Here is a 21,930-nt window from a genome sequence, read left to right on the forward strand (position 1 = left end):
GAAATTGGCTCCGCGGCCCGGAGGTGGTGCTCTAGCCTCGCGGCCATGAGTGGACACCTGGAACCCCGCCCGACCGGTGAGATCGAGTCTGATCCGGGAGAAACAGCTCTCCAAGGGCTGGAGTCCTTCGAGAATTTGGTCCTCGACATCCTTGCGAATTCGGGACTTCCGACGGAGGGCATCCTGGTCGGGCTCCAAGAGCGACACGTGCTCATGAAGAGTACGAGCTTCGCGCTCACGCGGTTGCCCGTTGAGAAGCGAGGGCAGGCTAGCTACATCTCCAAGATGATCATCGCTGGGTCTGTCGGCCTCTTCGACGCAGCGCTCAACTACCTCTGGGATGAGACCGTCCTTGAGCTTCGCAAGCGTGTCGTGAACTTCGACCTGCAATATTTCTACGAGGTCGCCGAGAAGTCCGACAACAAGCGCAAGGAGCTCAACGACGAGAGCGACCTCCCCAAACTCGATGATCAGAAGCTCCTCAGTGGCTGCCGCGAGATCGGTCTGATCAGCGACATCGGCTTCCAGGAACTCGATCTCATCCGCTACATGCGGAACTGGGCGAGTGCGGCTCATCCCAACCAGGCCGAGCTGGATGGTCTCCAACTGGCGAACTGGTTGGGCACCTGTATCAAGCACGCGATCACGCTGCCCTACGACAAGATCACTGCCCAGGTCAAAAAGCTCCTTGTGAAGGTCAAGGAGAAGCAGCTCGACGACAGCACGATCAAGGACATCACCTCCTTCTTCGTGAACCTCCCGCCCGTTCAAGCCGACCCTCTCGCCTCCGGGTTCTTCGGCCGCTATACCACTCTCACCACCGGGCCGGAGACCCTGGACAACATCCGCCGCCTTTGGCCCGAACTCTGGAAGCAGGTCTCCGACGAAACGCGATACAACTTCGGATTCCGGCTGGGTAGGTTCCGCGCCAACGGTGATCAGGAACAGGCCGACCTGGCCCGCCAGCTCATCGATCTGGCCGAGGGCGCGACCTATCTGCCGTCCGAGGAACGTGCCTGGGAGATCGACGGAGCCCTGGACGACCTGATCGACGCGCACAACGGGTGGAGCAACTTTTACACCGAGCCGCCGATCGCCCGCCGGCTGCAGGAACTTGTCGGACAGCACGGCGACGTTCCGGAAGGCTTGAGCCGAAAGTACGTGCTTGGGGTCATCGAGGTCTTCCTGAGCAATGGCAACGGCATCGCGATCAACGCCGACCCGATCTATCGGGACCTGATCACCAGGTTCAATCCGCAGCAAGCCTCGCTCGCTCTGAGATCGTTCACGGACGCCACGATCGCCAGCAAGCTACAGCAGCAGTTGCCCCGCGATCAGTGGAGCCAACTTCTCGGACTGATCGAGAGCAAGCTGACCGGCCGCAGCGATCGCGAACTCTTCGAAGCAGTACGGGGCTTTGCAGGGAAGCCCCACCAACTGGCGAAGCACCCCGAGATCAAGCTCCACCTCAAGCGCTTCGAGGGGTAACCGGTAAACAACCGCCAGCCGAGTGGGCCTCTGTGTCAAGGCCACTGTCGTGACACAGAGGTCTGGGTGAACAGAGCGGTGAGGTCCGGAACTTCGTGCCTTGGCTCCAACAGGCCGTAAGCCCGCTCGGCGCCAGCAGCCGGGAGCCCTGCGACCCCGGTCGGTGAACACCGTCACCGGGAAACGGAATGCGGGTGGGGTACGCACTGCAGCACATGCCTCACGCCCTCTCGCAACCCGAGATAACTCAGGCTGATCCAGGGCCCGGATCAGTGTTCGAGGGGCTAGGGGTGCTGTCGTCGGCAGCGCCGAGCCGTTGGATCTCGGCGTGTGCCGCGGCGAACTTCTCCTCAAGTTCCCGAATGCGGAGTAGCAGTTCCGCGGTCTCGTCCCGGTGCTTGGCCCGCTCGTCGCGCAGGAGTAGGCGAAGGACTGCGATCGTCGTGGGCTCATCATGGCCCTCGGGTTGTTGGGGGATCTTGATGGTGCCTGCGCATTGGGCTGCGCGAAGGTGCTTGATGTGGTCGGCAAGGTCGGGCTGGCGGTGGAGATAGTGCTGGGAGACATTGGCGGCTCGTGCGACGGCGGCGAAGGTCACCGGCTTGCCGGACTTGATGACCTGTCGCAGGCCATCCTCGGCGGCCTGTCGGGTTCGGCGTGCCTTGTCCGAAGCGGCCTTGCGAAGGGCATCAGCCTGACGCTGGCGGGCCGGGTTCACCCATGCTCCTGTCGGGTGTCGTGAGGCTGGCTGCGGCTGGAGGCGCTGGCGGGGCAGACTACGCCGGGCCGCCCTGGGCGGCCCGGCGTCCGAGCGGCCAGCCTGGTGACCGTGTGGATGACCGAGCCGGAGTCCGCCGTGACACGCTGAACGGCCGCCACTGTGTACTCACGCCCTGCGGAAGGCGACGACGTTGTCCGCTGGGGCTGCATCGGCCCGCGCTTGCCGGGCCAAGGCCCGCACCACCGTGGGCGCCGGCCGTTGCCCGGCCACCACCTGCTCCATCAAGTCGTCTGCCCAGCCACCGGACAACGAGGAGAACAACGACGCCGACGGAACTTGATCCATGCCCCGCTCGGCCATCACAGCCAGTAGCCGCGGCCGCTCGGGTTGCCACTCTGCCCAGCCCGGCTCTTGAACCTTCCATGTCACTCCGGTATTTGGGTCCCGCCGCGCGGACAACTGCTTGAACAACCCCTCAGCGCGACGCCGCTCTAGCAGTCCATTCGATGAACCGTGCATGATCAGCGCGGCCAGCGACATACGCCAGCGCTGCTTGAGTGGCATAAGAGTGCTCAACGTGACCGCCTCTGGCCACTCCAGCGCTAGCATCCGGGACGGCAGCAGGAACTCGTTGGCGAAGCGGTTTGCCTCATCCTCCGCATCCCCCTCAGCGAGCCCTCGGTGCAGCACCAAATGCCCCAGCTCATGTGCCACCGACCAACGGGTGCGCTCCCAGGAGTTCACCGGCCGCGCCACTACCATCGGCTGTTCCTGGAACTCGCCGACCCAGACCGAGAAGGCGTCGTGCTTCGCATCCGGCATCCCCACATCTGCGACGACCACCGGGATCCCCCCGCGTTCCGCCGCGTGGATCACATGAGCAATCGGCTCGTCTTCAGGAAGGTCCAATACCGCCCGGGTGAGCCGCGCCGCCTCCTCCGGCGTCGTATCCGGCCGCACCCGCGGAAGCCGAACCGGCGGCTGAGTCGCATGCTTCCCTAGAGCCGCCAGCAGCTCATACGCCATCTCCGCAAACGCCGTCAGCGCTTCGACCTCCGCGACCTTGATGGTCTTCTTCGCCCGCAGTAGCAGCGAACCACGGTGGATCGGCAGCCCCGGCGCCGACTGGAAGAACTCCACGGGGAACCGCAGCGCGGTAGCCAAGACGCGGAGCTGCAGCCGAGGCAGCTGCGTGGTCGTGGACCGCTCCAGCGCGGTCCACGACGAGGGAGCCAAACCGAGCGTCTGGGCCAGAGGCTTGATCGGACTCTGCCGGATCGTCCGCGCCTGTCTCACGCGGTGCCCGTAGACGGTGGTCGTGTCAGCCAAGGTTGCGCATCTCCCTCATCCACTCACAGCCAGGGACTACGCCCCCGAAACGGGACCCCCCAATGCCTCGGCATCGTCCTCGCGTACCTTGCGCGGCTGGACCATACTGCCGAAGTCGTCTCCCGGTGCCGACGGCGCGGGCACGTTTGTGGCCAGGACCCCTTCCAGCGGGGGAATCTCCACTGAGGCACAGACCGCCAAAGGCTTCCTGCCCAACGCCTTCTCCCCATCGACAATCACGGCCCGGAACTCGCCCAGCAGGTCGTCCCTGTTGATCGACCACACCAACACCGGAAGCAGTCCCTGGGCGAGGTGGCCGCCAGGAGCCTCGAACATGCCGTCCTGGACCGGATAGGTACCCGCCGGCAGGTCGGTCATGACCACCTTCTCCGCCGGAGAGATCTTTCGGACGGCAATCTCCCGCCCTGTCGCCTTCTCGATCAGTCGCACCGCGCGATTCGCACGAGGCTTCAGCTCGAAGTTGCCCGACTCGAAAAGCGGGTTGTCGGCACTCAGCAAGATCAGATCGCGAACATTCGTTGCGACTACGGACCCCTCGACCTTGCGGGGATGGGGGCGCCTCCTGCGCTCTGTCTCCATGGCCGTGGCGAGGCTCAGTTCGGCATAGCCACGCACCCGAGCGAGGTCCTTCAGGTTCCGCCGCACGAACGCGTCGAGCCAGGACTGTGGGTTCATGCTTGAAATTTTCAAGCAAAACCCACATCCGTCAACCCGCTTTCAGGATTTAAGTCCCGTCTCCTCTAACGTTGTTGACATTGTATCGGCGTCTTGAGCTGCGAGTTAGGGACCAAAAGAATCTTGCTTCAGCCGGCTCTACTCGTATAGCTCTTCGCAAGGTTGATGGCTTGGCCCCCGACCGCGCTGGCGCGGCAGTTCAGAGGTCGCGAACCCGAAGAGTGGGGGGTCCTTGGCGTCGTGGGCGCGTCTAGCTCAGTAGTTGAGCGGCTCCTTTGGGTAGGAACAGGTTCCTCGATCGAGTGAATCTGTTCGCGACTCCTTTGGCTCGGAAGCGCAGGTGAGACAGGGTTCTGCCCGGATAACCTGGTGTGGCAGCGGGCGGTGGAGATCGGTGCCGAGGAGGTACTGCGGCTCCCCGACGCCGAGAGCCTGCTCGCCGACCGCATCGCCGACGCGGTGGAAGGGGCCGGACGCCCCGCCCTGACCGTCGGCGTGATCGGCGGCAGCGGCGGAGCCGGCGCCTCCACCCTCGCCTGCGCCCTCGCGCTCGGTGCGGGCCGGGCAGGGGAGCGCACCATCCTCATCGACGGCGACCCGCTTGGTGGGGGCATGGACGTCCTGCTCGGCGGAGAGAGCGCCGAGGGACTGCGCTGGCCCGACTTCGCCGCCTCGCGCGGCCGGGTCGGGGCGGGGGCCCTGGAGGAGTCCCTGCCCGAACTGCACGCACTGCGGGTGCTGAGCTGGGACCGCGGCGACCGGGTGGTCGTGCCGCCCGCCGCGATGCGGTCGGTCGTGGCCGCCGCGCGCAGGAGGGGCGGCGTGGTCGTGGTCGACCTGCCCCGGCGGGTGGACGAGGCCGTGGCGGAGGTGCTGGCCCAGCTCGACCTGGTGCTGCTCGTGGTGCCCGGCGAGCTGCGGTCGGTGGCCGCGGCGGGCCGGGTGGCCGCCGGGGTGCGGATGGTGGCCCGGGACGTGCGGGTGGTCGTACGGGGCCGCTGCCGGGAGGGGCTCGACGCCGAAGCGGTGGCGGCGCTGCTGGGAGCGCCGCTGGCCGGGGAGGTGCCCGTGGAGGTGGGACTTCCCGGCCGGGTGCAGGAAGGGGAACCGCCGGGTGCGCGGGGCGCGCTGGCCCGGTTCTGCGACGGCTTCTGGCAGCGGGCCCTGGGCTCCGCGCAAGGAGTGCCGGCATGAGCGCGCCCCTGCTGGACGCGGTGCGCCAGCACCTCGCCGAGACCGGGGCGGAACCCACCCCGGCCAGGGTCGTGGCGGCCCTGCGGGCACAGGGCCGGCTGCTCGGGGACGCGGAAGTGCTGGGAGTGGCCGAGGAGCTGCGGTCCGAGCTGGTCGGTGCGGGGCCGCTGGAGCGGTTGCTCGCCGACCCCGAGGTCACCGATGTGCTGGTGGCCGCCCCCGACCGGGTGTGGGTGGACCGGGGCGGCGGGCTGGAGTTGACGGAGGTGACCTTCGCCGACGCCGAGGCCGTGCGCAGGCTGGCCCAGCGGCTGGCCGCCGTCGCCGGGCGGCGACTGGACGACGCCCGGCCCTGGGTGGACGCTCGGATGCCGGACGGCACCCGGCTGCACGCCGTGCTCCCCCCGGTGGCGGTCGGGTCGGCCTGTCTGTCGCTGCGCGTGGTGCGGCCCAAGGCGTTCACGCTCGACGAGCTCGTGGCCGCGGGAACCCTGCCGCCGGGCGGGCAGCGCCTCCTGAGGGCCATGGTCGAGGCCCGGCTGTCGTTCCTCGTCTCCGGCGGGACCGGGACGGGCAAGACCACCCTGCTCAGCGCCCTGCTGGGGCTGGTCGGGCCGGGCGAGCGGATCGTCCTGGCGGAGGACTCCGCCGAACTGCGCCCCGACCATCCGCACGTGGTGCGGCTGGAGACCAGGCCGGCCAACCAGGAGGGGGCCGGGCTGGTCACCCTGGCGGACCTGGTCCGCCAGGCCCTGCGGATGCGGCCCGACCGGCTGGTGGTCGGCGAGGTGCGGGGCGCGGAGGTGGCCGACCTGCTCGCCGCCCTGAACACCGGGCACGAGGGCGGGTGCGGCACGGTGCACGCCAACGCCGCGGCGCACGTGCCCGCCCGGCTGGAGGCGCTGGGCACGGCCGCCGGGCTCGACCGGGCCTCCCTGCACAGCCAGTTGGCGGCCGCGCTGACCCTGGTGGTCCACCTGGTCCGTGACCGGGCCGGGCGGCGCCGGGTGGCCGAGGTGCACGTGCTGGAGCGGGATCCGGCCGGGCTGGTGGTGACCGTGCCCGCGCTGCGCTGGGGGACCCGCGGGTTCGTACGGGAGCCGGGCTGGGCACGGCTCGGGCCGCTGCTGGGGGGTTCCCGGTGAGCCCCGGGGTGTCGGTGCCCGTCTTCGCCGGGGTGCTGTGTGCGGGCGCCGCCGTCCGGGTGCTGGCCGGGGGTGACCGACTGCCCCGGCGGGCCCGGCTGGTGCTGGCCGGGGGAGGCCCGCCGGTGCCGGACGGGCCGGTGTGGGGGTGGCACCTGGTGGCCGGGCTGCGGGTGCGGGTCGGGAGGTGGCGGGAGTGGGTCCCGCTCATGGCCGGGCTGGTGGTCGCGGTGCTCGGCGGGTCTGTGATCCCCCTGGTTTCGGGGGCGCTCGCGGTGCCGTTGGTACGGCGCCGGCTGCGGGCCCGGGAGCGCGAACGGGCGCGCGGGGCCCGTGCCGCGGAGGTGGTGGCGCTCTGCGGGGCCGTGGTGGGGGAACTGCGGGCGGGATCCCAGCCGGGACGGGCGCTGACGGTGGCGATGCGCCGTACGTCGGCCGGTCCCGGCGGTCCGGGCCCGGCCGAGGCGGGGGTGCTGGCCGCGGCGGCCTTCGGCGGGGACGTCGCCGGGGCCCTGCACGAGGCGGCCCGGGAGCCGGGCGCCGCGGGACTGGCCGGGATGGCGGCCTGCTGGCGGGTCTCCGTGGACGGCGGAGCGGGCCTGGCGGCCGGACTGGACCGGCTGGAGGGGGCGTTGCGTGCCGAGCGCGACCGGGAGGAGTCACTGCGGGCCCAGTTGGCGGGAGCCAGGTCGACGACGGTGGTGCTCGCGCTGCTGCCGCTGGTGGGGCTGCTCATGGGCGCCGGGCTCGGGGCGGACCCGTTGCGGGTGCTGCTGCACTCTCCGGTCGGGTGGGGCTGCCTGCTGGTGGGCGCTGTGCTGGAAGCGCTGGGACTGCTGTGGTGTCGGCGGATCGTACGGACGGGGGAGCGGTGATGGGAGGGCCCGTGGTCCACAGGCTGGGGACGGCGCTGTGCCTGGCGGTGCCGGTGTGGTGTCTGGTGTCGGGGTGGGCGGTGTGGCTGCGGCGGCGGGCGGCCCGTCGCAGACTCGCGGAGCTGTTCCCCGCTCGGGCGGCGGGCTCCGGGCCGGGGCGCGGGTCCCGGGGGCGGGCATCGCGCTCGATACGGGCCGGACCGGCCCGGGAGCTGCCGGGGCGCCGGTCGGGGACCGGGGCGCTGCCGGGAGGCCCGGTGCCGGCCGGCGGGGCGGCGGGCGCGGTGGTCGGCGGCGCGGCGGAGTCCGGGGTGCGGCGCTTCCTCGCCCGGTCCCGGTCCCGGTCCCGGGCACCGGCCGGGGCCGATCCCCGGGAGATCGAGCGGCAGCTGCCCTTCGCGGCGGATCTGCTGGCCGCCTGTCTGGCGGCGGGTGCGGGCCCCGTGGAGGCGGCGGAGGTGGTGGGGGAGTCGCTCGGCGGACCGGTGGGCGAGCGGCTGGCGCTCGCGGGCGCGGAGCTGCGCCTCGGCGGCGAACCGGGCGCCGCGTGGGGGAGGTTGGCGCGGATACCGGGGGCCCGGGGGCTCGCGGAGTGCCTGGAGCGGGCCGCGCGTACCGGGGCGCCGGCCGCCGAGCCGGTCTCCCGGCTGGCCGCGGGGCTCCGCGCGGACCGCTCGCGCCGGGCGGTGGCCGGGGCGCAGCGGGCGGCAGTTCTCGTCACCGCGCCGGTGGGGCTGTGTTTCCTCCCCGCCTTCCTCGCGATCGGGGTGGCTCCCGTGGTGATCGGAATGGCCTCGGGACTGCTGTCGGGCAAGTGAGAGAACCACTCGGATCACAAGCTGAAATCACATCAAGAACGTAATCCCACAGGAGGTTGTCATGAGGATCATCTGGTTTCGGGTGCGGGCGGCGCTGAGCGGCCGTTCGGGTGACGCGGGAATGTCGACTTCGGAATACGCCATGGGCACGATCGCGGCGTGTGCGTTCGCCGCCGTTCTGTACAAGGTGGTGACGAGTGACGTGGTCTCGGCGGCCCTCCAGTCGACCATCGGGAAGGCGCTCGATGCGCCCTTCTGAGGGAAATCGGGCGGGAATCGGGGACCGTGGATATGTGACGGCCGAGGCGGCTCTGATCATTCCGGCGCTGGTGTTGTTCGCGGCGTTGCTGGTGTGGGCGCTGATGGCGGCGGCCGCGCAGATCCGGTGCGTGGACGCCGCGCGGGCCGGTGCCAGGGCGGCGGGCCGGTCGGAGCCGCTGGACGTGGCGGTGGCGGCGGCCCGGGCGGCCGCCCCGCCCGGGGCGCGGGTGGAGCTGGAGCGGTCGGGGGATTTGTGGCGGGTCACGGTGGCCGCCCCGGCGCCGGGCCCGGCGGGGCTGCCGGTGCGGCTCGGGGCGGTGGCGGTGGCGCTGGCGGAGGACAGCGTGGGGGCGCCGCCGTGAGCCGCGACCGGGGTTCGGCGACGGTGTGGGCCGCGGTGGTGGCCACGGCCCTGGTGGCGGTGTTCGGGGGTGTGCTGCTGCTCGGCCAGGCGGTGGTGGCCCGCCACCGGGCGGGGGCGGCCGCGGATCTGGCGGCGCTGGCGGCGGCCGTGACCTGGGCGCGGGGTCCGGAGGCGGCGTGTGCGGTGGCCGGGCGGGTGGCGCGGGCGCAGGGGGCGGAGGTGATGCTGTGCCGGGTCGGGGGTGAGGTCGCCGAAGTCACCGCCCGGGTCCGGGCGGGGCCGTTCGCTCCGCGGGTCGCGGCCCGCGCGGGGCCGGGGCCCGTGGAGGGCTGAGCCGGGTGCCGGGTGCCGGGTGCCGGGTGCCGCTGCGCGGAGCCCTCCCCGCCCCGCCCTTCCTCCGTTCCCCGGGGCTCCGCCCCGGACCCCGCGCCTCAAGCGCCGGCGGGGCTGAAGGCCCCGGGTCGGGCCCCGGGCCCCCGGCCCGCGTGTCGGCGGGCTGGAGGCGGAGGCCCGGGGGCGGCCCCGGGGCCCAGTCACACCGGCAGCCCGGCAGCCCGGCTGGCCCTGGCCCTGGCCCTGGCCCTGGCCCTGGCCTTGGTCCCGGCCCCGGTCCCCGCCCTCGCGCCTCAAGCGCTGCTGGGGCTGAATTCCTGAGGTCCGGTCCAGGTCCGGGGAGCCCCAGGCCCGTGCCTCGGGGGCCGACGGGGTCGGATGCCCGGAGGCTGGCCTCCGGAGGCCCGGCCCCGGGCCTCCGGGCCCCGGGCCCCGAGTGTCGGCTGGGGTCGTTCCCCGGGACTGCGCCCCCGCCCCCTCGGATCAGGCGCCGCGGGGCTGGACGCCCGAGCCCCGAGCCCCGAGCCCCGAGCCCTGGGCCCGGACGCGTCGGTGGCCCCCGGTCCCCGGCATGGCCCTCGGCTGCCAGCCCGGCCCTCACCTTGGCCCAGGCCCCGTCCCCGGCCCTCACCTTGGCCCAGGCCCCGTCCCCGGCCCTCACCCCGGTCCAGGCCCCGTCCAGCCCCTCAGGCTCGGTCCAGGCCCCCGTTCAGCCCCCCAGGCCCGCCCCAGGCCCGCCCCCCGCCTCAGGTGTTGGCCGGGTGGGGGGTTGGGGGGGTGTCGGTGGGGGTGAGGAGGCGGGTGAGGAGGCGGATGGCGCCGCGTTTGTGGAGGGGGTCGTTGCCGTTGCCGCACTTGGGGGACTGGATGCAGGAGGGGCAGCCCGCCTCGCACTCGCAGGCGGCGATGGCGTCCCGGGTGGCCGTCAGCCAGGCGCGGGCCGTGTGGAAGCCCCGCTCGGCGAAGCCGGCGCCGCCGGGGTGGCCGTCGTAGACGAACACGGTCGGGAGGAGGGTGTCGGGATGCAGCGGGACGGAGACCCCGCCGATGTCCCAGCGGTCGCAGGTGGCGAACAGCGGGAGCAGGCCGATGGAGGCGTGCTCGGCGGCGTGCAGGGCGCCGCCGAGGATCTCCGGGTTGATCCGGGCCTCGTCGAGCTGGTCCTCGGTGACCGTCCACCAGACGGCCCGGGTGCGCAGGGTGCGCGGGGGCAGGTCCAGCTTGGCCTCACCGAGGACCTCGCCGGTGATCAGCTTGCGGCGCAGGTAGGAGACGACCTGGTTGGTGACCTCCACGGAGCCGAAGCAGAGCCGGGCCTGGCCCCAGGGGATCTCCGTCTCGGTCTCCAGGATGGAGATCGCGGTGGTGTCGCGGGCCGTGGTGGAGAACGGCGGGGAGGCCTCCTCGACCAGGGCCACCGAGTCCTCCAGGTCCAGGCGCTTGACCAGGTAGGTGCGGCCCTGGTGGAGGTGGACGGCGCCGTCGTGGACGGCTGTGTGGGAGGCGGACTCGTCCACGGTGCCCAGCAGCCGGCCGGTCGAAGCCTCGACGATCTGCACCGGGCGGCCCCCGCCCCCGCGGATGTCGGTGAGGTCGGAGGCCCGTTCCCGCCGGGTCCAGTGCCAGGCGGTGGCCCGGCGGCGCAGCAGTTTCGCCGCCTCCAGCTGGGGGAGGAGCTCGCGCGCCGCGGGTCCGAAGAGATCCAGGTCCGGGTCGGTCAGGGGGATCTCGGCGGCGGCCGCGCACAGGTGCGGGGCCAGGACGTACGGGTTGTCGGGATCGAGGACGGTGGCCTCCACCGGCCGGCGGAAGAGGGCCTCGGGGTGGTGGACCAGGTAGGTGTCCAGGGGGTCGTCCCGGGCGATCAGCACGGCCAGGGCGCCCTGCCCCGAGCGCCCTGCCCGGCCCGCCTGCTGCCACAGGGAGGCCCGCGTGCCCGGGTACCCGGTGATCAGGACGGCGTCCAGGCCGGAGACGTCCACGCCCAGCTCCAGGGCGGTCGTGGCGGCCAGGCCGAGCAGTTCCCCGGAGTGCAGGGCCCGCTCCAGGGCCCGCCGCTCCTCGGGCAGGTAGCCGCCCCGGTAGGCCGCGACCCGCCGGGGCAGGGACCGGTCCACCTCGGCGAGCCGCTCCTGGGCGATCACGGAGATCAGCTCGGCGCCGCGCCGGGAGCGCACGAAGGCCACCGTGCGGACGCCCTGGACGACCAGGTCGGTCAGCAGTTCGGCGGTCTCCGCGGTCGCCGTACGGCGCACGGGGGCGCCCCTCTCGCCCCTGAGGTCGGTCAGGGGCGGCTCCCACAGGGCGAAGACCACCTCACCGCGTGGTGAGGCGTCGTCGGCGACCTCGGTGACCGCCACGCCGGTCAGCCGCGACGCGGCGGCCGCCGGGTCGCTCGCGGTGGCGGAGGCCAGCAGGAAGACCGGCTCGGAGCCGTAGCGGGCGCACAGACGGCGCAGCCGCCTCAGGACCTGGGCGACGTGGGAGCCGAATACCCCCCGGTAGGTGTGGCACTCGTCGATGACCACGTAGCGCAGGGCCTTCAGGAAGGAGGACCAGCGGGGGTGGGAGGGCAGGATGCCCCGGTGCAGCATGTCGGGGTTGGTCAGCACGTAGTTCGCGTACTGGCGCACCCACTCGCGTTCCTCGAAGGGGGTGTCCCCGTCGTACACGGCGGGCCGTACGGCGTTCCCGAGCGGTGCGGCCAGCTCCCGCACGGCCCGGCGCTGGTCGGCGGCCAGAGCCTTGGTCGGGGCCAGGTAGAGGGCGGTAGCACCCCGGCCGTTGGGTGCCTCGGCGCCGTCCGCCAGGGCGGAGAGCACGGGCGCCAGGTAGGCCAGCGACTTGCCCGAGGCGGTTCCGGTGGCGACGACCACGGATTCTCCGTCCAGGGCGTGCTCCGCGGCCGCGGCCTGGTGTTCCCACGGATGTTCGATCCCGGCGGCCCGGATGGCGGCCACGACATCCGTTCGGATGCGGTCGGGCCAGACCGCATGACGACCCGCCCGAGGGGGCAAGTGCTCCGTATGGGTGATGCGCGCAGCTCGGGAAGGCCCCCGTGAGAGACGGTCCAGGACCGTGCCGGGGGTGGGTCGTGGGTCCGCCGCGGCCGTGGCCGGACCGGGGCGATGAGTGTTGGCCATTGGAACCGAGTGTGTCACCGGCGTGCGGGACAATGGACCCAAGGCGTCGTGCGCGCCTGCCGGTAAGTGATTGAATGCCATCGCGGCAGCCGATCCCTCCCCTACCTTCGGGTGGGGTAGGCCCCTGGGGGGCGCCGCTCGATAGCAAGGTGCTGGAGGATCCGTGGACCTGTCCCTGTCGACTCGCACTGTCGGCGACCGCACGGTCGTAGAGGTCGGTGGCGAGATTGATGTGTATACCGCGCCCAAGCTGCGCGAGCAGTTGGTGGAGTTGGTGAACGACGGCAGCTACCACCTGGTTGTCGACATGGAGCGAGTGGACTTCCTCGACTCCACCGGCCTCGGTGTGCTCGTGGGAGGCCTCAAGCGCGTGCGCGCGCACGAGGGCTCGCTGCGTCTGGTCTGCAACCAGGAGCGCATCCTGAAGATCTTCCGTATCACCGGTCTGACCAAGGTGTTCCCGATCCACACCACGGTGGAAGACGCCGTCAACGCCACCGACTGACGGCTCCCGGCCAGTGCCGCCCCGGCGGCACGGGAGCCGACGAGGAGCAGGGGTACCGGACCTCGGGTGGTCCGGGCCCCTGTCAAGGCACGCCCGTAGTCCGAGGGGGATGCAATGGCCACCGTTGAACTGCGCTTCAGCGCCCAGCCCGAACACGTCCGGACGGCCCGCCTGGTCGCGGCCGCCGTGGCGCGCCGGGCGGGTGTGGAGGAAGCCGTCCTCGACGAGGTTCGCCTCGCCGTGGGCGAGGCGTGTTCCCGTGCCGTCGGACTGCACCGCAGCAACGGGCTGACCGCGCCCGTCCGGGTGGTCCTGACCGAGGAGGAGAAGTCTTTCTCCATCGAGGTCGGCGACGACGTGCCCGGGCCGGCCGGAGGTTCTTCCGTGCCCGGGATCGCGGCGGCCCTCGCCCCCGACACCGAGGGGGAGGACGAGATGGGCCTCGCCGTGATCAGCGGGCTCGTCGACGACGTCTCGGTCACCACCGGGGAGGGCGGCGGAACGATTCGGATGAGCTGGCCCGTCTCCGGGGGGGCGGACCTCCCGTAGGCCCGCCGCGCGCGGTCCATCGTATCTTCCGATCTTTATCAAGGCCCTGCTGAGCAGGGCCTTTTTCATTTCTACGGGAAATCTGCCCGATCATCCGCAGTGTGCTGATCGCCTGTCAATGCCTTTGTCCCATTACTTCTTTCGGGGGTAATGGAGTGACGTGATCTATTGCTGGGGAGCAAGAGCAGGCCAATTCCGTTTCACGCCCACTGTTTTGATCGGGGCGCGCTCCCTACAATCCGTCCACATCTTGAGCTCATCACGTCAAGGAGGACGAATGACGGGGCTCTTCACCCCTATCGCGCCGGATCGCTTCAATGATCTGGCAGCCGCAGTACTCACCGATGAAAATCGGCTCATCGTGTTCGTCATCGCGGGCGTCGCGCTGGCCGCGCTGGTCGTCGCGCAGATCCTGGTCCGCCAGGTCCTCGCCGCCGACGAGGGCACGGACAGCATGAAGAGGATCGCCGCGGCGGTGCAGGAAGGCGCCAACGCCTATCTCGGCCGTCAGCTGCGCACCCTCGGCGTCTTCGCCGTCGTGGTGTTCTTCCTGCTCTTCCTGCTCCCCGCCGACGACTGGACGCAGCGGGCGGGACGTTCCGCCTTCTTCCTCGTCGGCGCGCTCTTCTCGGCCGCCACCGGCTACATCGGCATGCGCCTCGCGGTCCGCGCCAACGTGCGCGTCGCGGCCGCCGCCCGGGAGGCCACCCCCGCCGAGGGCGAACCCGCCAAGGACCTCACCGAGGTGTCCCACAAGGCGATGAAGATCGCCTTCCGCACGGGCGGCGTCGTCGGCATGTTCACCGTCGGCCTCGGCCTGCTCGGCGCCTCCTGCGTCGTCCTGGTCTACGCCGCCGACGCCCCCAAGGTCCTGGAGGGCTTCGGGCTCGGAGCCGCGCTCATCGCGATGTTCATGCGCGTGGGCGGCGGCATCTTCACGAAGGCCGCCGACGTCGGCGCCGACCTGGTCGGCAAGGTCGAGCAGGGCATTCCGGAGGACGATCCGCGCAATGCCGCGACCATCGCCGACAACGTGGGCGACAACGTCGGCGACTGCGCGGGGATGGCGGCCGACCTCTTCGAGTCCTACGCCGTCACCCTCGTGGCCGCGCTGATCCTCGGCAAGGCCGCCTTCGGCGACCTCGGCCTGGCCTTCCCGCTGATCGTGCCCGCCATCGGCGTCGTCACCGCGATGATCGGCATCTTCGCGGTCGCGCCCCGGCGCTCGGACCGCAGCGGCATGACCGCGATCAACCGCGGCTTCTTCATCTCCGCCGTGATCTCCCTGGTGCTGGTCGGGATCGCCGTCTACGCGTACCTGCCGGCCACCTACAAGGAGCTCGTCGGCGTCGAGGACCCCGCCATCTCCGGCCACTCCGGGGACCCGCGGGTCCTGGCGGTCGTCGCCGTCGCCATCGGCATCGTCCTCGCGGCCCTGATCCAGCAGCTGACCGGCTACTTCACCGAGACCAACCGCCGTCCCGTCCGGGACATCGGCAAGTCCTCGCTGACCGGGCCCGCCACCGTGGTCCTCGCCGGCATCTCCGTCGGCCTGGAGTCCGCCGTCTACACGGCGCTCCTCATCGGCCTCGGCGTCTACGGGGCCTTCCTGCTCGGCGGCACCTCGATCATGCTGGCGCTCTTCGCGGTCGCCCTGGCCGGCACCGGCCTGCTGACGACCGTCGGCGTCATCGTCGCCATGGACACCTTCGGGCCGGTCTCCGACAACGCCCAGGGCATCGCCGAGATGTCCGGCGACGTCGAGGGCGCGGGCGCCCAGGTGCTCACCGACCTCGACGCGGTCGGCAACACCACCAAGGCCATCACCAAGGGCATCGCCATCGCCACCGCCGTGCTCGCCGCGGCCGCGCTCTTCGGCTCGTACAACGACGCGATCGCCACCGCGGTCAAGTCGGTCGGCGCCAAGGCCGGGGAGCTCAACCTCAGCCTGGACATCGCCCAGCCCAACAACCTGGTCGGCCTGATCTTCGGCGCGGCCGTCGTGTTCCTGTTCTCGGGCCTGGCCATCAACGCCGTCTCCCGCTCCGCGGGCGCCGTCGTCTACGAGGTGCGCCGCCAGTTCCGCGAGCACCCCGGGATCATGGACTACACCGAGAAGCCCGAGTACGGGCGCGTCGTGGACATCTGCACCAAGGACGCGCTGCGCGAACTCGCCACGCCCGGCCTGCTCGCCGTCCTCACCCCGATCGCCGTCGGCTTCTCGCTCGGCGTCGGCGCGCTCGGCTCGTTCCTCGCGGGCGCCATCGGCACCGGCACCCTGATGGCGGTCTTCCTCGCCAACTCCGGCGGCGCGTGGGACAACGCGAAGAAGCTCGTCGAGGACGGGCACCACGGCGGCAAGGGCAGTGAGGCCCACGCCGCGGTCGTCATCGGCGACACCGTCGGCGACCCGTTCAAGGACACCGCGGGCCCGGCCATCAACCCGCTGCTCAAGGTCATGAACCTGGTGGCCCTGCTGATCGCCCCGGCCGTCGTGCAGTTCAGCTACGGCGAGGACACCAGCGCGACCGTGCGGGCCGTGGTCGCGGCCCTCGCCATCGCGGTGATCGTCGGCGCGGTCTACGTGTCCAAGCGCCGCGGCATCGCCGTCGGCGACGACGGCGACGGCGGGTCCGCCGAACGGGTGGCCCAGCCGGCCGATCCGGCGGTGGTTTCCTGACCCTGCGGACGCCCCGAGCGCGTCGGCACCGGCCCCCGGGCCGTACCCGGCTCGGCGATGCGCCCGAACGGCGGACGGGCGGCGCGGACTGACGCGCCGTCTGTCCGTCTTTGTGCGTACCCGGATGGCGGGCGTGTATCTTCCGGCCGAGAGCCTTCGAAGGGACCAATCCGGTGAACAAGAAGCTTGCGGCCGCGGTGTCCGGCGGTGCGGTACTGATGCTCGTCCTGTCCGGCTGTGGCGGTGGGGACGACGGCGACAAGAAGGCCGATGCCTGGGCCAAGAAGGTCTGCGACAAGTGGGAGCCAGAGCTCACCAAGATCAAGACCACCAATGACGAGCTGAAGCGGGTGGCCAGCCAGAGCAGCAAGCCCGAAGAGGTCCAGAAGACCGACTCGGCCGCGTTCCAGACGCTGTCCGAGGCCTACAAGACCATGGGCGGCGCGCTCACGGCCGCGGGCGAGGCACCGGTCAAGGACGGTGCCACCACCCAGCAGGCCGTGGTGAAGAGCTACGGGGAGATCTCCAAGGGCTACACCGATCTCAAGACGAAGATCGACGCGCTCGACCCGAAGGACCAGGCGAAGTTCGCGGACGGCCTCCAGCAGGTCGCCGGCGGTCTCACCGAGGTCGCGGCCAACGAGACGGCGAGCAAGGAGAAGCTCAACTCGACCGGCCTCAAGGTGATCTACACCCAGAAGGGCTGCCAGGTCAGCGCCCCCAAGTAGCCGAGCGGGTACCGTCCGCCCCGCCGGGGCGCGGCGGGCGGTACGCCGAGGCTAGTACGGATCCGCGGCCCCAGCGGCCACAATGGACGCGTGAGTACCACCAGCCTCCCCACGCCCGATCGGGCCGCCGCCCTTCGTACCGCCCTGCTCGCCGCGGGCTTCACCGCCGACGGGCTGCTCGACCTGCTCGGCGCCCCGGCCTACGCCGCGCTCGCCCGCAGCGAGACGGTCCCCGCCCTGCGCGCGGCGCGCAGCCACGGCGACGGCCCCCTCGCGAGCCTGGTCCGGCTGTTCCTCCTGCAGAGCCCGGTGCCGTACGCCCACGCCGCGGCCGCGCTGCCCGTCGAGGACGCGCTCGCCGACGGCTGGCTGCGCCGGGAGGCCGCCGACGGCGAGGACACCGTCCGCGCCACCGTCGACGTCCGCCCGTACGGGGGCCCCGACGGCGAGGACTGGTTCATCGTCTCGGACCTCGGCTGCGCCGTCGGCGGGGCCGGCGGCATCGGCAGCCGCGAGGAGGGCGTGGTCCTCGGCGTGGGCGGGGCCTCCACCACCCTGGCCGGGATCACCGTCCGCGTCCCCGTCGGATCGGCCCTCGACCTGGGCACCGGCTCGGGCCTCCAGGCGCTGCACGCCGCCCAGCACGCCACCCGGGTCACCGCCACCGACGTCAACCCGCGCGCGCTGGAGTTCACCCGTCTGACGCTCGCGCTGTCCGGGGCGCCGGAGGCGGAGCTGCTCGCCGGATCCCTGTTCGAGCCCGTCGGCGACGCCACGTACGACCTGATCGTGTCCAACCCGCCCTTCGTGATCTCGCCCGGCGCCCGGCTCACCTACCGCGACGGCGGGATGGGCGGCGACGACCTCTGCCGGACCCTGGTGCAGCAGGCCGGCGCCCACCTCAACCCGGGCGGGTACGCGCAGTTCCTCGGGAACTGGCAGCACGTGGAGGGCGAGGACTGGCACGACCGGGTCCGCTCCTGGGTGCCGCGCGGCTGCGACGCCTGGATCGTGCAGCGGGACGTGCAGGACGTGACGCAGTACGCGGAGCTGTGGCTGCGCGACGGGGGCGACCACCGCACCGACCCGGCCGAGTACGCGCGGCGCTACGAGGACTGGCTGGACGAGTTCGAGGCCCGCGGGACCAAGGCCGTCGGCTTCGGGTGGATCACCCTGCGCCGCACCGCGGCCGCCGAGCCCTCGATCGTGGTCGAGGAGTGGCCGCACTCGGTGGAGCAGCCGCTCGGCGACGCCGTGCTGGCCCACTTCGCCCGCCAGGACTACCTGCGCGAGCACGACGACGCGGCCCTGCTGGCGGGGTACTTCCAGCTCACCGAGGAGGTCGTCCAGGAGCAGGTCGGCGCGCCCGGGGCGGAGGATCCGGAGCACGTTGTGCTCCGGCAGCACCGCGGCATGCGCCGTGCCACCAAGGTCGACACGGTCGGGGCGGGCTTCGCCGGAGTGTGCGACGGGTCACTCAGCGCGGGCCGGATCCTGGACGCGATCGCCCAGCTGGTGGAGGAGGATCCGGTCGTTCTGCGGGACCGTACGCCGGAGGCGATCCGGATGCTGGTCGAGCAGGGTTTCCTCGACCCCGTGCCGGGGCCGGCCGCCCGCTAGCGGGGCCCGCGCGGCCCTCCGTCGCCGTGATGTAACCCGGGGTTCGCCTGCCGTCTCCCCACGGCTGGCAGGCTCCCGGGCAACGGGATCCGGGGGGATTCCCGAGCGGCCCGAGGGAAAAAGGGGAACGGCATGGAACGCGGTCCGGCGATCTTCGCGGCGGCCGTGTTCCTGCTGTTCGGGGCCGCTCTGCTGGCCTGGACCGGGGCGCGCGCGGTGCGTCGCGCGCCGGTGGCCGAGGGAGTGCGCCCCGTGGTGGCCGTACCGTTGGCACTGCTGTCCGCAGCGGTGTCCCTGGCCCTCGGGGTCTGGTGCCTCCAGCGGTTCTGAGGCGGCGTCCCGCGATGATCTCCGCGGGGGTGTGAAACCCGACGTCGCGGCGGGTCGGGGGGCGGGGCCAGACGGCCCTTCGGCCACCCTGCCCGGTGACCGGGAGGGGGCGGCCGACGCATCCGGGCGGCAGAAACGGCACTTGTCGGGTTACCGTTCGAGTGGCCGTTGCGGGCTTGTGCCGTTTGACACGGGTGCGGGTTGTACCGTCACACTCCGCAGCGTCGCCGTACCGCGACCGAGTGCCGACCGGAGAGAAGAGCCAAGTTGTCCCCGACTAGCGAGACCGCAAAGGGCGGCCGCCGACTCGTCATCGTCGAGTCCCCCGCCAAGGCGAAGACGATCAAGGGCTACCTCGGCCCCGGATACGTCGTCGAGGCGAGCGTCGGGCACATTCGCGACCTCCCGAACGGCGCGGCGGAGGTCCCCGACAAGTACACCGGCGAGGTCCGCCGTCTCGGCGTGGACGTCGAGCACGACTTCCAGCCGATCTACGTCGTCAACGCGGACAAGAAGGCGCAGGTCAGGAAGCTCAAGGACCTGCTGGCCGAGTCCGACGAACTCTTCCTCGCCACCGATGAGGACCGCGAGGGCGAAGCCATCGCGTGGCACCTGCAGGAAGTCCTCAAGCCCAAGGTCCCCGTCCACCGGATGGTCTTCCACGAGATCACCAAGGACGCGATCCGCGACGCCGTCGCCAACCCGCGCGAGCTCAACCAGCGCATGGTCGACGCCCAGGAGACCCGCCGCATCCTCGACCGCCTCTACGGCTACGAGGTCTCGCCGGTCCTGTGGAAGAAGGTCATGCCGAAGCTGTCGGCGGGCCGCGTCCAGTCGGTGGCCACCCGTCTCGTCGTCGAGCGGGAGCGCGAGCGCATCGCCTTCCGTTCCGCCGAGTACTGGGACCTGACCGCCACCTTCGCCACCGGCCGCGCCGGTGACGCCTCCGACCCCTCGACGCTGGTCGCCCGCCTGAACACGGTGGACGGCAGGCGCGTGGCGCAGGGCCGCGACTTCGGCTCGAACGGGCGGCTCAAGAGCGAGGTGCTGCACCTCGACGAGGCGAACGCCCGGGCGCTCGCCGCCGCGCTGGCTGACACCGCCTTCGCCGTCCGGTCGGTCGAGTCCAAGCCGTACCGCCGCTCCCCGTACGCCCCGTTCCGTACGACGACGCTCCAGCAGGAGGCCTCGCGCAAGCTGGGCTTCGGCGCGAAGGCGACGATGCAGGTGGCGCAGAAGCTGTACGAGAACGGCTTCATCACCTACATGCGTACGGACTCCACCACGCTCTCCGAGACCGCGGTGTCGGCGGCGCGGGCTCAGGTCACCCAGCTCTACGGGGCCGACTACCTGCCGGAGAAGCCGCGCGTCTACGCCGGCAAGGTCAAGAACGCGCAGGAGGCGCACGAGGCGATCCGCCCCTCGGGTGATCGTTTCCGCACTCCGGCCGAGACGGGTCTGAGCGGCGACCAGTTCCGCCTGTACGAGCTCATCTGGAAGCGGACCGTCGCCTCCCAGATGAAGGACGCGACCGGCAACTCCGTCACCGTCAAGATCGGCGGCCGGGCCGCCGACGGACGCGACGCCGAGTTCAGCGCCTCCGGCAAGACGATCACCTTCCACGGCTTCATGAAGGCCTACGTCGAGGGCGCCGACGACCCGAACGCCGAGCTCGACGACCGCGAGAAGCGGCTGCCGCAGGTCGCCGAGGGCGACGCGCTGAGCGCCGAGGAGATCACGGCCGACGGCCACTCGACCAAGCCGCCGGCCCGCTACACCGAGGCCTCGCTGGTCAAGGAGCTGGAGGAGCGCGAGATCGGCCGCCCGTCGACGTACGCGTCGATCATCGGCACGATCCTCGACCGCGGCTACGTCTTCAAGAAGGGCACGGCACTCGTCCCGTCCTTCCTGTCGTTCGCCGTAGTGAACCTCCTGGAGACGCACTTCGGGCGGCTCGTCGACTACGACTTCACCGCGAAGATGGAGGACGACCTCGACCGCATCGCGCGGGGCGAGGCCCAGTCCGTGCCGTGGCTGAAGCGGTTCTACTTCGGCTCCGAGGACGCCTCGGAGGTCGTGCCCGCCGGCGGCGACCACCTCGGCGGCCTGAAGGAGCTGGTCACGGACCTGGGCGCGATCGACGCCCGGGAGATCTCCTCCTTCCCGGTCGGCGACGGCATCGTGCTGCGCGTGGGCCGCTACGGCCCCTACGTCGAGCGGGGCGAGAAGGACGCCGAGGGCCACCAGCGCGCCGACGTGCCCGACGACCTGGCTCCGGACGAGCTGACGGTCGAGTACGCCCAGGAGCTGTTCGCGAAGCCGAGCGGAGAATTCGAGCTGGGCGCGGACCCGGCGAGCGGGAACCAGATCGTCGCGAAGGACGGCCGCTACGGCCCGTACGTGACGGAGATCCTGCCCGAGGGCACGCCGAAGACGGGCAAGAACGCGGTCAAGCCGCGCACGGCCTCCCTCTTCAAGTCGATGTCCCTCGACACGGTCACCCTCGACGAGGCCCTGAAGCTGATGTCGCTGCCGCGCGTGGTCGGCGCGGACGCGGAGGGCGTGGAGATCACGGCGCAGAACGGCCGCTACGGCCCGTACCTGAAGAAGGGCACGGACTCGCGGTCGCTGGAGACCGAGGACCAGCTCTTCTCCATCACCGTGGACGAGGCGCTCGCCATCTACGCGCAGCCCAAGCAGCGGGGCCGGGCCGCGGCCAAGCCCCCGCTGAAGGAGCTGGGCACGGACCCGGTGAGCGAGAAGCCGGTGGTGGTCAAGGACGGCCGCTTCGGGCCCTACGTGACGGACGGCGAGACGAACGCGACGCTGCGGCGGGACGACGACGTCGAGACCATCACCCCGGAGCGCGGCTACGAACTCCTCGCGGAGAAGCGGGCGAAGAGCCCGGCGAAGAAGACCGCGAAGAAGGCCGTGAAGAAGGCGCCCGCCAAGAAGGCACCGGCGAAGAAGGCGACGGCGACGAAGGCCGCCGCCGCGAAGAAGACGACGACGGCGAAGAAGACCACCGCCGCGAAGAAGACGACGGCCGCGGCGAAGAAGGCGGCGGCGGCTCCGGCGCCGTCCGACGACTAGCCGGTACGGCAGCGGCCCGGCACCGAGGTGCCCCGATGCGCCGCCGCAGTCCGCCCGA

At 71.7% G+C, this 21,930-nt stretch carries 19 protein-coding genes; 15 read left to right on the forward strand and 4 right to left on the reverse strand.

What is annotated here, in order from left to right; translation table 11 throughout:
- Window positions 1-45 precede the first annotated feature (45 nt).
- Complete coding sequence (locus ACEPPI_RS09645) at window positions 46-1,488, forward strand: hypothetical protein (RefSeq protein ID WP_373914812.1); 1,443 nt, start codon at window positions 46-48, stop codon at window positions 1,486-1,488.
- A 247-nt stretch (window positions 1,489-1,735) separates the two neighbouring features.
- Here the strand turns inward: ACEPPI_RS09645 and ACEPPI_RS09650 are convergent, their stop codons facing one another.
- The 3 genes from ACEPPI_RS09650 to ACEPPI_RS09660 form a co-directional block, all read right to left on the reverse strand.
- Window positions 1,736-2,206 carry a hypothetical protein gene (locus tag ACEPPI_RS09650; RefSeq protein ID WP_373914813.1) on the reverse strand — a complete coding sequence of 157 codons (471 nt, stop codon included), beginning with the start codon at window positions 2,204-2,206 and terminating at the stop codon, window positions 1,736-1,738.
- A gap of 168 nt (window positions 2,207-2,374) precedes the next feature.
- The gene (locus tag ACEPPI_RS09655; RefSeq protein WP_373914814.1) at window positions 2,375-3,538 is read right to left on the reverse strand and encodes an ImmA/IrrE family metallo-endopeptidase; all 1,164 of its coding nucleotides are present in this window, start codon (window positions 3,536-3,538) and stop codon (window positions 2,375-2,377) included.
- Window positions 3,539-3,574: 36 nt separating this feature from the next.
- On the reverse strand, window positions 3,575-4,234 hold the full coding sequence (locus ACEPPI_RS09660; RefSeq protein WP_373914815.1) for a hypothetical protein: 660 nt from the start codon (window positions 4,232-4,234) through the stop codon (window positions 3,575-3,577).
- Between the two features lie 369 nt (window positions 4,235-4,603).
- On the opposite strand from ACEPPI_RS09660, the gene ssd reads away from it, so the two are divergent.
- The 7 genes from ssd to ACEPPI_RS09695 all read left to right on the forward strand — a co-directional run bounded on the left by ssd (window position 4,604) and on the right by ACEPPI_RS09695 (window position 9,224).
- Complete coding sequence (gene ssd / locus ACEPPI_RS09665; protein WP_373914816.1) at window positions 4,604-5,428, forward strand: septum site-determining protein Ssd; 825 nt, start codon at window positions 4,604-4,606, stop codon at window positions 5,426-5,428.
- Window positions 5,425-6,573 carry a TadA family conjugal transfer-associated ATPase gene (locus tag ACEPPI_RS09670; RefSeq protein WP_371677881.1) on the forward strand — a complete coding sequence of 383 codons (1,149 nt, stop codon included), beginning with the start codon at window positions 5,425-5,427 and terminating at the stop codon, window positions 6,571-6,573. Before ssd ends, ACEPPI_RS09670 begins: the two co-directional genes overlap by 4 nt.
- Window positions 6,570-7,448 (forward strand): type II secretion system F family protein, encoded by an 879-nt coding sequence (locus ACEPPI_RS09675; protein ID WP_373914817.1) that lies wholly within the window; start codon window positions 6,570-6,572, stop codon window positions 7,446-7,448. Before ACEPPI_RS09670 ends, ACEPPI_RS09675 begins: the two co-directional genes overlap by 4 nt.
- Window positions 7,448-8,266, forward strand: a complete 819-nt coding sequence (locus ACEPPI_RS09680) for a type II secretion system F family protein (RefSeq protein ID WP_373914818.1) — start codon at window positions 7,448-7,450, stop codon at window positions 8,264-8,266. Before ACEPPI_RS09675 ends, ACEPPI_RS09680 begins: the two co-directional genes overlap by 1 nt.
- A 61-nt stretch (window positions 8,267-8,327) precedes the next feature.
- Window positions 8,328-8,525, forward strand: coding sequence for a DUF4244 domain-containing protein (locus ACEPPI_RS09685; RefSeq protein ID WP_030228542.1), 198 nt, complete (start codon window positions 8,328-8,330; stop codon window positions 8,523-8,525).
- The gene (locus tag ACEPPI_RS09690; RefSeq protein ID WP_373914819.1) at window positions 8,512-8,889 is read left to right on the forward strand and encodes a TadE family type IV pilus minor pilin; all 378 of its coding nucleotides are present in this window, start codon (window positions 8,512-8,514) and stop codon (window positions 8,887-8,889) included. The genes ACEPPI_RS09685 and ACEPPI_RS09690 overlap by 14 nt, the downstream gene beginning before the upstream one ends.
- A complete protein-coding gene (locus ACEPPI_RS09695) occupies window positions 8,886-9,224 on the forward strand; it encodes an Rv3654c family TadE-like protein (protein ID WP_373914820.1) in 339 nt (112 codons plus the stop codon). Before ACEPPI_RS09690 ends, ACEPPI_RS09695 begins: the two co-directional genes overlap by 4 nt.
- 746 nt (window positions 9,225-9,970) lie before the next feature.
- Here ACEPPI_RS09695 and ACEPPI_RS09700 read toward each other — a convergent pair.
- On the reverse strand, window positions 9,971-12,448 hold the full coding sequence (locus ACEPPI_RS09700; RefSeq protein WP_373914821.1) for a DEAD/DEAH box helicase: 2,478 nt from the start codon (window positions 12,446-12,448) through the stop codon (window positions 9,971-9,973).
- A gap of 82 nt (window positions 12,449-12,530) precedes the next feature.
- Here ACEPPI_RS09700 and bldG point away from each other — a divergent pair, with 82 nt between their 5' ends.
- The 7 genes from bldG to topA all read left to right on the forward strand — a co-directional run bounded on the left by bldG (window position 12,531) and on the right by topA (window position 21,872).
- Window positions 12,531-12,872 (forward strand): anti-sigma factor antagonist BldG, encoded by a 342-nt coding sequence (bldG, locus tag ACEPPI_RS09705; RefSeq protein WP_008743037.1) that lies wholly within the window; start codon window positions 12,531-12,533, stop codon window positions 12,870-12,872.
- A 114-nt stretch (window positions 12,873-12,986) separates the two neighbouring features.
- A complete protein-coding gene (locus tag ACEPPI_RS09710; protein ID WP_373914822.1) occupies window positions 12,987-13,421 on the forward strand; it encodes an ATP-binding protein in 435 nt (144 codons plus the stop codon).
- Between the two features lie 277 nt (window positions 13,422-13,698).
- The gene (locus tag ACEPPI_RS09715; protein ID WP_373914823.1) at window positions 13,699-16,101 is read left to right on the forward strand and encodes a sodium-translocating pyrophosphatase; all 2,403 of its coding nucleotides are present in this window, start codon (window positions 13,699-13,701) and stop codon (window positions 16,099-16,101) included.
- A 173-nt stretch (window positions 16,102-16,274) separates the two neighbouring features.
- Complete coding sequence (locus ACEPPI_RS09720) at window positions 16,275-16,829, forward strand: small secreted protein (RefSeq protein ID WP_266839953.1); 555 nt, start codon at window positions 16,275-16,277, stop codon at window positions 16,827-16,829.
- Between the two features lie 90 nt (window positions 16,830-16,919).
- Window positions 16,920-18,449 (forward strand): methyltransferase, encoded by a 1,530-nt coding sequence (locus ACEPPI_RS09725; protein WP_373914824.1) that lies wholly within the window; start codon window positions 16,920-16,922, stop codon window positions 18,447-18,449.
- Window positions 18,450-18,581: 132 nt separating this feature from the next.
- On the forward strand, window positions 18,582-18,779 hold the full coding sequence (locus ACEPPI_RS09730) for a hypothetical protein (protein WP_373914825.1): 198 nt from the start codon (window positions 18,582-18,584) through the stop codon (window positions 18,777-18,779).
- 267 nt (window positions 18,780-19,046) lie between these two features.
- Window positions 19,047-21,872 carry a type I DNA topoisomerase gene (gene topA, locus ACEPPI_RS09735; RefSeq protein WP_373914826.1) on the forward strand — a complete coding sequence of 942 codons (2,826 nt, stop codon included), beginning with the start codon at window positions 19,047-19,049 and terminating at the stop codon, window positions 21,870-21,872.
- The last annotated feature ends 58 nt before the right edge of the window (window positions 21,873-21,930 follow it).

Origin of the sequence: Streptomyces sp. AB3(2024), from assembly GCF_041862025.1 — a bacterium.
Taxonomy (GTDB): domain Bacteria; phylum Actinomycetota; class Actinomycetes; order Streptomycetales; family Streptomycetaceae; genus Streptomyces.